The sequence below is a fragment of the Nevskiales bacterium genome (assembly GCA_035574475.1).
Classification (GTDB): Bacteria; Pseudomonadota; Gammaproteobacteria; order Nevskiales; family DATLYR01; genus DATLYR01.
This window is the reverse complement of record DATLYR010000177.1, coordinates 1-12,784: the sequence shown is the minus strand read 5'-3', so window position 1 is coordinate 12,784 and position 12,784 is coordinate 1. Positions and strand designations below refer to the sequence as shown.

13 protein-coding genes are annotated in these 12,784 nt (G+C 68.4%); 11 read left to right on the top strand and 2 right to left on the bottom strand.

The annotated features are described in order from the left end of the window. The first annotated feature begins 87 nt into the window (after positions 1-87). The 11 genes from VNJ47_10795 (at position 88) to VNJ47_10745 (ending at position 8,958) form a co-directional block, all read left to right on the top strand. Complete coding sequence (locus VNJ47_10795; GenBank protein HXG29319.1) at positions 88-591, top strand: DUF934 domain-containing protein; 504 nt, start codon at positions 88-90, stop codon at positions 589-591. Between the two features lie 68 nt (positions 592-659). After that, positions 660-1,301, top strand: a complete 642-nt coding sequence (mobA, locus tag VNJ47_10790; GenBank protein HXG29318.1) for a molybdenum cofactor guanylyltransferase MobA — start codon at positions 660-662, stop codon at positions 1,299-1,301. 33 nt (positions 1,302-1,334) lie between these two features. Beyond that, entirely contained in the window at positions 1,335-2,309 is a 975-nt protein-coding gene (gene moaA, locus VNJ47_10785; GenBank protein ID HXG29317.1) for a GTP 3',8-cyclase MoaA, read from the top strand. Further along, positions 2,309-2,551 (top strand): MoaD/ThiS family protein, encoded by a 243-nt coding sequence (locus VNJ47_10780; GenBank protein HXG29316.1) that lies wholly within the window; start codon positions 2,309-2,311, stop codon positions 2,549-2,551. The genes moaA and VNJ47_10780 overlap by 1 nt, the downstream gene beginning before the upstream one ends. A 2-nt stretch (positions 2,552-2,553) precedes the next feature. Next, positions 2,554-3,027, top strand: a complete 474-nt coding sequence (locus VNJ47_10775; GenBank protein HXG29315.1) for a molybdenum cofactor biosynthesis protein MoaE — start codon at positions 2,554-2,556, stop codon at positions 3,025-3,027. Positions 3,028-3,126: 99 nt separating this feature from the next. Beyond that, entirely contained in the window at positions 3,127-4,035 is a 909-nt protein-coding gene (gene moaCB, locus VNJ47_10770; GenBank protein ID HXG29314.1) for a bifunctional molybdenum cofactor biosynthesis protein MoaC/MoaB, read from the top strand. Between the two features lie 90 nt (positions 4,036-4,125). Beyond that, positions 4,126-5,460: a molybdopterin molybdotransferase MoeA gene (locus VNJ47_10765; GenBank protein ID HXG29313.1), complete on the top strand. Its 1,335-nt coding sequence runs from the start codon at positions 4,126-4,128 to the stop codon at positions 5,458-5,460. A 126-nt stretch (positions 5,461-5,586) separates the two neighbouring features. Beyond that, positions 5,587-5,838: a GlsB/YeaQ/YmgE family stress response membrane protein gene (locus tag VNJ47_10760; GenBank protein ID HXG29312.1), complete on the top strand. Its 252-nt coding sequence runs from the start codon at positions 5,587-5,589 to the stop codon at positions 5,836-5,838. Between the two features lie 26 nt (positions 5,839-5,864). Continuing rightward, positions 5,865-6,266: a large-conductance mechanosensitive channel protein MscL gene (gene mscL, locus VNJ47_10755; protein HXG29311.1), complete on the top strand. Its 402-nt coding sequence runs from the start codon at positions 5,865-5,867 to the stop codon at positions 6,264-6,266. A gap of 10 nt (positions 6,267-6,276) precedes the next feature. Then, positions 6,277-6,615: a DMT family protein gene (locus VNJ47_10750; GenBank protein HXG29310.1), complete on the top strand. Its 339-nt coding sequence runs from the start codon at positions 6,277-6,279 to the stop codon at positions 6,613-6,615. Positions 6,616-6,627: 12 nt separating this feature from the next. Beyond that, positions 6,628-8,958 (top strand): MMPL family transporter, encoded by a 2,331-nt coding sequence (locus VNJ47_10745; protein ID HXG29309.1) that lies wholly within the window; start codon positions 6,628-6,630, stop codon positions 8,956-8,958. A gap of 28 nt (positions 8,959-8,986) precedes the next feature. On the opposite strand, the gene VNJ47_10740 is transcribed toward VNJ47_10745, so the two are convergent. Beyond that, positions 8,987-11,704, bottom strand: a complete 2,718-nt coding sequence (locus VNJ47_10740) for a molybdopterin-dependent oxidoreductase (protein HXG29308.1) — start codon at positions 11,702-11,704, stop codon at positions 8,987-8,989. Further along, a partial coding sequence (locus tag VNJ47_10735; GenBank protein ID HXG29307.1) for an FAD-dependent oxidoreductase occupies positions 11,701-12,784 on the bottom strand: 1,084 nt, incomplete at its 5' end. The genes VNJ47_10735 and VNJ47_10740, both read right to left, overlap by 4 nt.

The following is a 12,784-nucleotide window of genomic DNA, read 5'->3' as shown; positions in this document are numbered from 1 at the left end:
GGAGCGCTTCCTCGACACCTACCGCCGCATCGGCATGGCCCCGTTCAAGGCCGAGGTCTATGCCGGCGCCGAAGCCGAGGAGGCCGCATGAGCCTGCGCCGCATCATCAAGGACCAGCGCATCGTCGCCGACGACGTGCAGCACCTGCCCGACGACGCCCCGCTGCCGGCCACCGGCTCCTTCACGGTGTCGCTGGCGCGCTGGCGGCGCGAGCGGGACACGCTGCAGGCTCGGCTGGCGGACGCGGGCGTGCGCCTGCCCAACGATCTCGACGTGAACGAGGTCTACGGCGAGCTGCAGGGCCTGGCCCGAATCGTACTGGAATTCCCCAAGTTCGGCGATGGCCGCGCCCTGTCGCAGGCGCGCGTGCTGCGCGAGCAGCTCGGTTTCAAAGGCGAGATCCGCGCGATCGGCGACGTGCAGCGCGACCAGCTCTGGCATATGCATCGCTGCGGGATCGATGCCTTCGAGCCGCGCCCGGACCGCTGCATCGAGGACGCGCTCAAGGCCTTCTCCGAGATGTCGGTGGTCTACCAGCCGGCGACCGACACGCCACAGTCCATCTTCCAGCGGCGGCGCCAGAGCGCCTGAGCTGCGTGGCCGTCCCTGGCACGGCCGTTGCTTGAAATAGCTGACCCACATCCCCACTCATGAGCGACATGAAAGCGCACACACCCAGCGTGACCGGCGCCATCCTGGCCGGCGGCCTCGGCCGCCGCCTGGGCGGCGTGGACAAGGGCCTGATGCCGGTGGCCGGCCAGCCGCTGATCGAACGCGCCCTCGCCTGCCTGCTGCCGCAGGTGGATCAGGTGCTGATCAACGCCAACCGCCACCACGCCGAATATGCGCGCTACGGCTACCCCGTCGTCGCGGATGGCAGCGGCGATTACCAGGGCCCGCTGGCCGGCATGGCCAGCGTGCTGGCAGCGGCGCACACGGACTACGTGCTGTGCGTGCCCTGCGATGCCGCCTGGCTGCCGCCAGACCTCGTTTCGCGCATGCTGGCCGCCTTGGCGGAGGGCCGTGGCAAGGTCTGCGCAGTCCATGATGGGGTCTGGCTGCACCCGGTTTGCGCGCTGATCCCGCGCAGTGCACTGCCCGATCTGCGCCGCTGGCTGGCAGAGGGTCGGCGCGAAGTGGCCGGCTGGCTGCAGAACCAGGGACTGGTCACGGTCGACTACCGCGACTGGCCCTCGGTGTTCTGGAGCATCAACACGCCGGACGACCTGGCGGCGGTCGAGCGCCGGCTGCAGTCGAGTCCGGTGGCGCCGCCTGCGCTGATCCTCAAAGGTGCCGCCTAGCGGGCAGTGACGCATAATGCGGGGATGGATCCCGTGATCACTGATCGGCGCGGACGCATCAAGCGCAAGCTGCGCCTGTCGCTCACCGACCGCTGCAACTTCCGTTGCGGCTACTGCATGCCCGAAACACCGCAGTGGGCACCGCGCGAGCAGCTGCTCGCCCGCGCCGAGCTGTTGCGGCTGGCAGGGCTCTTCGTCGCCCGGCTCGGCATCCGGCAGCTGCGCCTGACCGGCGGCGAACCCCTGCTGCGCACCGACCTGGAAGATCTGATTGCCGAGCTCGGCCGGCTGCGCGCGGCCGGGCTGGAACGCATCTCCCTGACCACCAACGGCGTGCTGCTCGCGCGCCGTGCGGCGGCCCTTGCACAGGCCGGCCTGGATGACCTCAACGTCAGCCTCGATGCGCTGGAGCCGGAGCGCTTCCATGCCCTCAGCGGCGGGCGCGGCGCAGTCGAGCACGTGCTCGAGGGCATCGCGGCCGCACGCGCCGCCGGCCTGCCGCTGAAGATCAACACCGTGGTGGTGCGCGGGCACAACGACGACCAGATCCTGCCCCTGGCGCGCTGGGCGCAGGCGCAGGCCATCCCCCTGCGCTTCATCGAATTCATGCCGCTGGACGGACGCGGCGCCTGGTCGCACGAGCGCGTGGTGCCGGAAGCGGAAATCCTGCAGCGGCTGCGGCCACGATTCCGGATCGAGTCGCTGCCGCGCACGCCGGATCCTGCCGCCTACTATGCACTGGACGGCGATTACCGCCTCGGCGTGATCTCCACCATTTCCAATCCGTTCTGCGCGAGCTGCGATCGCCTGCGTGTCACCGCAACCGGCGAACTGTATGCCTGCCTGTTCTCCAGCCGTGGCCGCGACCTGCGCACGCCCCTGCGCGCCGGCGCCGACGATGACGCCCTCGAAGCCATCGTCCGCGGACATGTCTGGAACAAGGAAGCCGGCTATGCCGCCAGCGGCTACGTCGAGCGGCCGATCAGCATGCACGCGCTGGGGGGCTGATGCGCGTTACCGTCGAATTTCACGGCGTACTGCGCCAGCTCGCGGGCGATGAGCGCTGCCTCCTCGAACTGCCCGGCGGGACCGTGGCCGACGCCCTGGCTCTGCTGTGCCGGCAGCAGCCGCAGCTGGCGGAGCGACTGCCGCGCGTGGCCTGCGCCATCGGCAGCGAACTGGTATCGCGCCACCACCGCCTGGCCGATGACAGCACGCTGGCGCTGATCCCGCCGGTCAGCGGCGGCTGAGCATGCACCGGTTGCAGGCCGAACCGCTGGATCTGGCAGCGCTGCTGGCGGCGACGGACAGCGCCGACTGCGGTGCGCTGGTGGTGTTCGGCGGCACGGTACGCAACGCAAACGAAGGCCGCCCGGTCAGCGGCATGGCCTACAGCGCCTATGCACCGCTGGCCGAGAAGCTCCTGGCCGAGATCGAACAGGACACCCTGCGACGCTTCGACATCCGCCACTGCCGCATCCAGCACCGTACCGGCGAGCTGGCGCTGGGCGAGCTCAGCGTGCTGGTGGTGGTGCGCGCCGCGCACCGCGACGCCGCCTTCGCCGCCGCGCGCCACGCCATCGACACCCTCAAGCAGCGCGTACCGATCTGGAAGCAGGAACACTACCCGGACGGCGACAGCCGCTACCTCGAAGGCGTCCCGTTGAGCGCAGACGGCGAACAGCCTTTCAGAATGGAACAGGATGCTCAGGATTCAACAGGATGAACAAGACCGCAAAAACTCCTGTTGGAAGAATATGCGTTCATCCCGACCATCCTGAAAACATCCCGTGAATCCTGTTCTATTCTTCATGCCGGGTCTTTCATGAAAGACATCACCCGCAAGCCGGAGACCCTGCGCAGCGCACGCGCCACCGCCACGCTGCACGCGCCGGCGGAGTGCATCGCCCTGTTGCGCGAGCGCCGCACGGAAAAGGGCGATGCGCTCGAGGTGGCGCGCACGGCCGGCATCCTGGCCGCCAAGCGCACCTGGGAGCTGCTGCCCTTCTGCCACCCGCTGCCGCTGCAGGCCATCCGCATCGAATACACGCTGTCGGAACAGTCGGTCCGGATCGAGGCCGACGTGCAGGTGCTCGCCGGCACCGGCGTCGAGATGGAAGCGCTGACCGCCGCCAGCATCGCCGCGCTCACGCTCTACGACATGCTCAAGCCCCACGCCGGGCGCGCGCTGTCGGTCACCGATGTCACGCTGCTGGACAAGCGCGGTGGCAAATCCGACTTCCCGCGCCGCATCGAGCCGCCGGCGCAGAGCATCGTCCTGGTCCTGTCCGATGCCGTGGCCGGCGGCAAGAAACGCGACGCCGCCGGGCAGTGCGTACGCGAGCGCCTGTCCGAGGCCGGCATCGAGATCGGCGGCTACGAGATCCTGAGCGATGATCCGGATCTGCTGCGCGAGCGGCTGCGGCACTGGCTGGGGCAGAGCCCGGACCTCATCGCCACCGTCGGCGGGACCGGCATCACGCCGCGCGACCGCTGCGTGGAAACGGTGCGCGCGCTGATCGAACGCGAGATGCCCGGCATCATGGAGGCGGCCCGTGCCCACGGACAGCGCCGCACGCCCTACGCGATGATTTCGCGCGGCGTCGCCGGCCTTGCCGGCCGCAGCCTGATCGTCACCCTGCCCGGCAGCGCGCGCGGTGCACAGGAAACGCTGGACGCCCTGTTGCCGGGACTGGTGCACACGCTGGACGTGCTGCGCCGCAGCCGGCGCTGACCCGCTGCCCAGACCTCAGGGACTGGCGTAAACTCGGGCACAAAACCGCGCCAGCGGCCCGCGGAGCGCAACACGGAAGGAGGCCCGCACATGGTTTTTCACCCGCCGCCACCCGCCGAGACGCGCGACCCGGCACGTGCTGCACCCGCGGCCGCGGAGCGGCCCACCGAACCGCTGGAACCGGTGCGCCGGCTGACGCCGCTCGGCCAGGCGCTCATTCATTACAACCAGACACTGCTGCCGCTGCCGGTGGAATCCATCGCCACCGAGCAGGCGCTCAACCGCTGCCTGGCGGAGGCGCCGCTGGCGGCCATCGACCTGCCGAGCTTCACGCAAAGCGCGGTGGACGGCTATGCCTTGCTGTCCTTCGAGACCCAATGGGCCAGCCCCACCCATCCCGTGCAGCTGCGCGTGATCGGCGAGATTGCCGCCGGGCCCTGGCGCGAGGACCCGCCGCCGCTGGCCGGCCACATGGCCTACCGCATCCTGACCGGCGGCCGCATCCCGCGTGGCGTGGACACGGTCGTCGCCCAAGAGCAGGCGCAGGTCGAGGGGGACAGCATCCGGCTCGAAGCGCCGGTGCCGGAGAAACGGAACATCCGCTACGCCGGCGAAGAGCTGAAACGCGGCGACGCCCTGGCCGCAGCGGGTCAGCGCATTTCGCCCGGCATGCTGGCAGCCCTCATGGCGGCCGGTACGCATACCATCAAGGCCTACCGCCGGCCGCGCGTCAGCGTACTGGTCACGGGGGATGAAGTGGTCGCCGCCGGCCAGCTGCCGTCCGAGGGCCAGGTGCACGACGCCAACGGGCCGCTGATCCGCAGCTGGATGCAGGCACTGGGCTATCCCCCACCGCAGGTCAGCTACATCAAGGACGTGCGCACGGAGGTCGAATCCGCCCTGTGCACGGCGCTGGACCAGTCGGACCTGGTCATCACGACCGGCGGCGTATCGGTCGGCGACCGCGACTACCTGCCGCAGGCGGCCGCCGCCTGCGGCGTGCGCCAGGTGTTCTGGAAAGTGGCACAGAAGCCGGGCAAGCCGTTGTATTACGGCCTGCGCGGCCAGACCCCGTTGCTGGCGCTGCCCGGCAATCCGGCCGCCGTGCTGGTGGGCCTGGTGATCCACGCGCGGCGCGTGCTCGATTGCCTGGAAGGCGTGGCCACGCCCGGCCCGCGCATGTCCGCCGGCCGGCTGCTGCAGCCGGTCAAGGCCGATCCCCTGCGCGACCGCCTGCTGCGCATGAACCTGTCCATCAACACGGAGGGCCAGGTGCAGCTGGAGCCGCTGCCGAAACAGGACTCGCACATGCTCAGCAACCTGGCCACCGCGATGGCCCTGGTCATGCTGCCGGCGCGCGAGCAGCCCTACGCGGCCGGCGAGCGCGTGCTGTGGACGCCGCTGCCCGGTGTGACCCGCATCTGAATCCGCGCCTCTCCCGGCTGCACTTGTGGTCCGCCCCATGCGCCCGATATCTTGGGCGCACGGCTGGCCCGTTCGCGGGTAGCCGTTGCGTCAAACCCACAAGAACCAAGACACAAGGAGGACATCATGGGCATTCTGTCGTGGATCATTCTCGGCCTGATCGTCGGCGTGCTGGCCAAGTGGATCATGCCGGGCAAGGATCCGGGCGGCCTCATCGTCACCATCCTGATCGGCATCGCCGGCGCCTTCGTCGGCGGCTTCATCGGTTCGTTCCTGGGCTTCGGTACGGTAACCGGCTTCAGCCTGCGCAGCCTCGTGCTGGCCACCGCCGGTGCATTACTGCTGCTGTTCGTCTACCGCCAGCTCAAGTCGAAATAACCCCGGCGCAATCACAGGAGGCCTTCATGGGCATGCTGCAGGAATTCAAGACCTTCGCCATGCGCGGCAACGTGGTCGACATGGCGGTCGGCATCATCGTCGGTGCCGCCTTTGGCAAGATTGTGTCTTCACTGGTGGCCGACGTGGTGATGCCGCCCATCGGGCTGCTGATCGGCGGCGTCAACTTCGCCGATCTGGCCCTCACGCTCAAGGCCGCTTCAGGCGATACGCCCGCCGTGGTGCTCGGCTACGGCAAATTCCTGCAGGCGAGCGTGGATTTCCTCATCGTCGCCTTCGCCGTGTTCCTGCTGATCAAGGCTATCAACACGCTGAAGAAGCAGGCGGAGGAAAAGCCGGCCGCACCGCCGGCGCCCTCGCGCGAAGAGCAGCTGCTGGCCGAGATCCGCGACCTGCTGAAAGCGCGCTGACGGCGGGCCCATGTCGGTCCTGCTGCAGACGACGGGACTGCTGATCCTGTCCAACGTGTTCATGACCTTTGCCTGGTATGCGCATCTGCGCAACCTGGGCGACCAGAAATGGTGGATCGCGGCCTTCGTCAGCTGGGGCATCGCGCTGTTCGAATACCTGCTGATGGTGCCGGCCAACCGCATCGGCTACACCGAGCTGAGCCTGTCCCAGCTCAAGATCCTGCAGGAGGTCATCACGCTGTCCGTGTTCGTGCCCTTCGCCGTGCTCTACATGCAGCAGCCGCTCAAGCTGGATTACCTGTGGGCCGGGCTGTGCCTGATGGGCGCGGTGTATTTCATCTTTCGCTGAACAGGCCGTCCGGTGACGCTGACCGACCGGATCCTGAGCATCGTCGTCCCGCTGGTCTTCGCGCGCCGGCGACTGATGCTGGGCCTGATCGCCCTCATGACCGCCTTCCTCGGCTGGCACGCGCTGCACATCGAGATCGACGCGGGCTTCGAGAAGTCGATCCCGCAAAACCATCCCTATATGGCCACGTTCCGCCAGTACCACGAGGCCTTCGGGGGCGCCAACCTGATCTCGATCGCGCTGGTGCGGCAGGACGGTGACATCTACAACGAGAAATTCCTGACACGCCTGAAGCAGGTCACCGACGAAATCTTCTTCCTGCCCGGTGTGGACCGCTCGCGCGTCAGTTCGCTGTTCACGCCCGGTATCCGCTACCTGGAAATCACCGAGGACGGCATCGCCGGCGGCGACGTCATGCCCCCGGATTACCGGCCGACGCCGGAGATGTTCGAGCGCATCCGCCAGAACGTGGCGCGGGCCGGCATCATCGGCCGCATCGTCTCCGAGGACCAGCGCGGCGCTATGATCGTGGCCGAGCTGCTCGAGTACCACCCGGTGACGCGCGAGCGGCTGGACTACCGTCAGGTCGCGCAGGAACTGGAACGCATCCGCCAGCAGTACCAGGACGAGGACATCCAGATCCATATCATCGGCTTCGCCAAGATCATCGGCGACGTCACCGACGCCAACCTGGAAGTGGTCTTCTTCTTCGTGATCACGCTGCTGATCACGATGCTGATGCTGTGGGTCTACTGCGGCTCGTTCTGCCTCAGCCTGCTGCCGCTGGGCAGCGCCGTGGTGGCGGTCGTGTGGGAGTTCGGCCTGCTGCGCCTGCTGGGCTACGGCCTGGATCCCTTCGCCATCCTGGTGCCGTTCCTGGTGCTGTCGATCGGCGTCAGCCATGGCGTGCAGATGGTCAACGCCTGGGCCGGCGAGGTCGCGGAGAACCGGCTGCCGCGCTACGACGCCGCAGTGGCCTCGTTCCGCCGCCTGGCGATCCCGGGTACGCTGGCGCTGCTCACCGACGTGATCGGCTTTGCGACCATCTACCTGATCGAGGTCGAGATCATCCGCGAGATGGCGATCAACGCCTCGCTGGGCATGGCGGCGATCATCTTGACCAACAAGGTCATGGTCCCGATCCTGCTCAGCTATACCGAGTTCGGCGACATCAGCGAGTTCTACAAGCTGCAGACCGCGCGCACCCGCCTCGGCGACCGGCTCTGGCAGGGGTTGTCGCGCTGCGCCACACCGCGCGCCGCCGGCACGATCCTGCTGGTCTGCACCGGCCTGCTGGCCTGGTCGCTGTGGAACTACCAGCACCTGAAGATCGGCGAGTTCAAGCCCGGCGTGCCGGAGCTGCGGCCGGACGGGCGCTACAACCGGGACTCGGCCGCGATCGTCGAAAACTTCTCCATCGGCGTGGACGTGATGAAGGTCATCGCCGAGACCGCGCCGGAAGCCTGCGTGCGCCATGACGTGATGGAACTGATCGACCGCTTCGCCTGGCGCATGCAGAACCAGCCGGGCGTGCGTTCCGTGACCTCGCTGCCCCAGATCGCCAAGCTGGTCAGCGCCGGCTGGAACGAGGGCAGCCTGAAGTGGCGCGTGCTGCCCCGCAACCAGTTCTCACTGGTGCAGGCGATCAACCCGATCCCCTCCTCCTTCGGCCTGCAGAACGCCGATTGCAGCGCCATGCCGGTGCTGATCTTCACCGCCGACCATACGGCAGAGACGCTCGAAACTCTCGTGACCGCCGTCAAACAGTTTGCGGCCGAGCACCCGCAGGCGCCGGTGCGCTTCGCGCTGGCCTCCGGCAACCTCGGCGTGATGGCCGCCACCAACGAGCTGGTCAAGGCTCAGGAAAAGCAGATCGTGCTGTGGGTCTACGCCGCGATCATCGTCTTCGTCTGGCTGTCGTTTCGTAGCAGCATCAGCGTGCTGTGCATCGTGCTGCCGCTGGCGCTGACCTCGCTCATGACCTATGCCTTCATGGCGGCGATCGGCGTCGGGCTGAAGGTGGCCACGCTGCCGGTGGTCGCGCTCGGCGCCGGCATCGGTGTGGACGATGGCATCTACCTGTTCAGCGTGCTGGGGCAGAAGCTCGGCGAGGGCTGGCCGCTGCGCAAGGCCTGGTTCCGCACGCTGCAAACGACCGGCAAGGCCTGCATCTTCACCTCGGTGGCGCTGTCGGTCAGCGTCACCACCTGGCTGTTCTCGGGCCTGCAGTTCCAGGCCGACATGGGCCTGCTGCTGCTGTTCATGTTCGTGGTCAACCTGTTCGGCGCGATCGTGATGCTGCCGGCGCTGGCCTGCTTCCTGGTGCCCCGCAGCCAGCGCTAGCTGCCAGACGCCGGCGCGTAGCGCAGACTCATGCCGCCTCGCTGGCCGCGGCCAGCGCGATCAGCGACTTGATCTCCGGCACGCAGGAGCCGCAGTTGGTGCCGGCCTTCAGGCAGCTGCCGACCTGCTGTGCACTGGTCAAACCCTGTTTGCGGATCGCGTCGAGGATGACGTTGCGGCCGACGCCGAAGCAGGAACAGACCAGCGGGCCGGTGTCCGCCTGCGGGTTGACCGGCTGGCCGACCAGCAGGCCGACGCGGTCGACCTCCTCCAGCTTCTCCTGCACGAACAGGCCCGACAACCAGGCACGCGACGGCAGGTCCGGACGCGGCGACACAAACACGCAGGCCTCGATGCGATCGTCCACCACGTGCGCGGCGCGGTAGATGCCGGCCGTGTCGTCGCAGTATTCCAGCCAATCGGCCTCGGGATCGGCTACGCCCAGCAAGCGCCGGCCCCAGGCCGGCCAGTCCGCCACCTGGCCGCGGCCGCCCAGCTCGTAGCGCAGGAAACGCTGACCCTGGATACGCGTCCACCAGGTCGCCGCCTCCATGTCCAGTGCGCGACGGCAGAGCACGAAACCGTGCCAGTCCACCTGGAAGGGCTCGACGCGCACCGGCGTGTGCTTGAACTCCGGCTCGCCGGAGACCGGGTCCACCACCGGGTTCACCAGCGCACCGACGCGCGCGTCCGAGGCGTACTGGTCGTTCCAGTGGATCGGGACGAAGACGCTGCGTCGCGGCACGTCGCCGCTGGTTTTCAGCCTTGCGACCAGCGCGCCCCAGCGGCTGGCGACCCGCACCAGCGCGCCGTCCTGCACGCCGTTGAGCATGGCGTCGTAGGGATGGATCTCGACGAAGGGCTCCGGCAGGTGGCTGGACAGGCGCGGCGATTTGCCGGTGCGTGTCATCGTATGCCACTGGTCGCGGATGCGGCCGGTATTGAGCACCAGCGGGTATTCCTCGTCCGGCATGTGCTGCGGCGGGCGCGGGTCCACGGCGATGAAGCGCGCGCGGCCGTCCGGATGGAAGAAGCGGCCATCGCTGAACAGCCGTGCCGTGCCGGCAGTTTCGCCCCCACCCCACCCCTCTCCCGTCGAGGGGGAGGGAGACGCAAGTACCGGCCACTGGATCGGCGCCAGTGCGTCGTACTGCGCAGGCGTCAGGCCGGCCAGTCCGCTGATGTCGAAGCCGCGCCTGCCATCGTTGCCCGTGCCCGACAGGCGTGCGTGCTCGTCGAAGATCTGATGCGGTGCGGTGTAGGCAAACGCCGCCGGCCAGCCCATGCGCGCCGCCACCTGGCTGATGATCCACCAGTCCGGTTTCGCCTCGCCGGCCGGCGGGAGGAAGGCGCGCTGGCGCGAGATGCGCCGCTCGGAGTTGGTGACCGTACCGTCCTTCTCGCCCCAGCCGGCGGCCGGCAGCAGCACATGTGCCAGCGCCGCGGTATCGGTATTCGCCACACAGTCGGACACCACCACCAGCTCGCAGCGCTGCAGCGCCGCGCGCACGCGGTCGGCATCCGGCAGGCTGACCACCGGGTTGGTGGCCATGATCCAGACCGCCTTGACCTGGCCGGCATGGATCGCCTCGAACAGCTCGACCGCCTTGAGCCCTGGCCGCTCGGCCACCACCGGGCTGTTCCAGAAGCCCTGCACGATACGCCGGTGTTCGGCGTTGTCCAGCTCCATGTGGGCCGCGAGCATGTTGGCCAGGCCGCCCACCTCGCGCCCGCCCATGGCATTGGGCTGGCCGGTGATCGAGAACGGCCCGGCGCCGGGTTTGCCGATGCGGCCGGTCAGCAGGTGGCAGTTGATGATGCTGTTGACCTTGTCGGTGCCGCTGCTCGACTGGTTGACGCCCTGCGAGAATGCAGTCACGACCTTCGGCGTGCGCGCGAACAGCCGGTAGAACTCGCCCACCGCCTCGGCCTGCAGGCGGCAGGCCCGCGCCACATCGCGGATGTCCGGCGCGCTGGCCAGCGCCGCTCTCAGCGCCTCGTCCATGCCCGCGGTATGGCTGCCGACAAAGACCGTATCCACCACGCCGTGCCGATGCAGGAAGCTCAGCAAACCGTTGAACAGCCAGACGTCGGTGCCGGACTTGACCGGCAGGTGCAGGTCGGCCAGTTCGCAGGTCGCGGTGCGGCGCGGGTCGATCACCACCAGCTTCAGCTCCGGCCGCGCTTCCTTGGCCCTGGCGATGCGCTGGAACAGGATCGGATGGCACCAGGCGGTGTTGGAGCCGACCAGCACGACGAGATCGGCCAGCTCCAGGTCCTCGTAGCAGACCGGCACCAGGTCGCCGCCGAAGGCACGCTTGTGCCCGGCCACCGCCGAGGACATGCACAGGCGAGAGTTGGTGTCGATGTTGGCCGAGCCGATGAAACCCTTCATCAGCTTGTTGGCGACGTAGTAATCCTCGGTCAGCAGCTGGCCGGAGACGTAGAACGCCACCGCATCCGGGCCATGCTCGGCAATGATGCGCTGGAACCCGCGTGCCACGCGCTCGAGGGCCTCATCCCAGCCGGCGCGCCGCGCACCACCGGCCTCGCGGATCACCGGATGCAGCAGCCGCCCCTCGAGGTCCAGGGTTTCGCCCAGTGCCGCACCCTTGACGCACAGCCGCCCGGCATTGGCCGGATGCGCCTCGTCGCCAGTCACCTCGAACACACCACCGGCACCGACCTGTACGCGCACGCCGCAGCCCACCCCGCAATAGGGGCAGGTGGTCCGCACCGGATTCATGCGGCCTCGCAGAAGGCGCGGCCGAAAACCAGTCGCTGGCGGATGGCGCCGATGTCAGCGCCGCTCTGGATCAGCTCGAAGTACCAGTTACCGTCCTTGACGTCGCCATACAGCACCACACCGAGCAGGCGGTTGCCGCGCACGACCAGACGCTTGTAGATGCCGCGCCGCGGGTCGCGCAACACCAGGTCTTCGGTTCCCTCTCCCCCTATGAAATCGCCGGCCGAGAACAGGTCGATTCCGGTCACCTTGAGCCGGGTGGAGGTGGCGGACTGGACATAGCGCCGGTGCCCGAGACCGGCGAGGTGCACGGCGCAGACGCGCGCCTGTTCCCAGATCGGCGCCACCAGGCCGAAGGTGTTCTTGCGGTGCTGCACGCACTCGCCGACGGCATAGATGCAGGGATCGTAGGTCTGCAGCGTATCGTCGACCACGACGCCGCGCTCGCAATGCAGGCCGATGCGCTGTGCCAGCTCGATGTTCGGCTTGATGCCGACCGCCATCACCACCAGGTCCGCCGGGATCTGGCTGCCGTCCCTGAAACGGACCGCGACTACGCGCGGCGCGCCCTCGTTGGAGCCTGGGGCATCCACATTGCCGCCGACGATCTCGGCGGTCTGGGCCTGCATCAGGAAGTTCAGCCCGCGCCGCTCCAGGGAGGCCTTGAGCAGGGCCGCGGCCGGCTTGTCGAGCTGGCGCTCCATCAGGCTGTCCAGCAGGTGCACGACGGTAACGTCCATGCCCTGGCGCAGCAGGCCGTTGGCCGCCTCCAGCCCCAGCAGGCCGCCACCGATCACCACCGCCTTGCGGTGGCTGCGCGCGGCCTCCAGCATGGCATCCACGTCCTGGATGTCGCGGAAGGCGATCACACCCGGCAGGGTATGACCCGGCACGGGGATGACAAAAGGTTTCGAGCCGGTGGCCAGCAGCAGCCGGTCGTAGGCGACCTCGCGGCCGCTCTGCGAAATCACCACCCGCCGCGCGCGGTCCACGTTGACGGCGGGATCGCCGGCGTACAGCGTGATGCCGTGCCGCGCGTACCACTCCGGCGTATGGAGCATGATCTCGTCCACGGTTTTC

Excerpts from the sequence above, each read along its gene's own strand:
- VNJ47_10795 (HXG29319.1), top strand. The coding sequence starts at position 88 with ATGAGCCTGCGCCGCATCATCAAGGACCAGCGCATCGTCGCCGACGAC.
- mobA (HXG29318.1), top strand. The coding sequence starts at position 660 with ATGAAAGCGCACACACCCAGCGTGACCGGCGCCATCCTGGCCGGCGGC.
- VNJ47_10780 (HXG29316.1), top strand. The coding sequence starts at position 2,309 with ATGCGCGTTACCGTCGAATTTCACGGCGTACTGCGCCAGCTCGCGGGC.
- VNJ47_10775 (HXG29315.1), top strand. The coding sequence starts at position 2,554 with ATGCACCGGTTGCAGGCCGAACCGCTGGATCTGGCAGCGCTGCTGGCG.
- moaCB (HXG29314.1), top strand. The coding sequence starts at position 3,127 with ATGAAAGACATCACCCGCAAGCCGGAGACCCTGCGCAGCGCACGCGCC.
- VNJ47_10765 (HXG29313.1), top strand. The coding sequence starts at position 4,126 with ATGGTTTTTCACCCGCCGCCACCCGCCGAGACGCGCGACCCGGCACGT.
- VNJ47_10760 (HXG29312.1), top strand. The coding sequence starts at position 5,587 with ATGGGCATTCTGTCGTGGATCATTCTCGGCCTGATCGTCGGCGTGCTG.
- mscL (HXG29311.1), top strand. The coding sequence starts at position 5,865 with ATGGGCATGCTGCAGGAATTCAAGACCTTCGCCATGCGCGGCAACGTG.
- VNJ47_10750 (HXG29310.1), top strand. The coding sequence starts at position 6,277 with ATGTCGGTCCTGCTGCAGACGACGGGACTGCTGATCCTGTCCAACGTG.
- VNJ47_10740 (HXG29308.1), bottom strand. The coding sequence starts at position 11,704 with ATGAATCCGGTGCGGACCACCTGCCCCTATTGCGGGGTGGGCTGCGGC.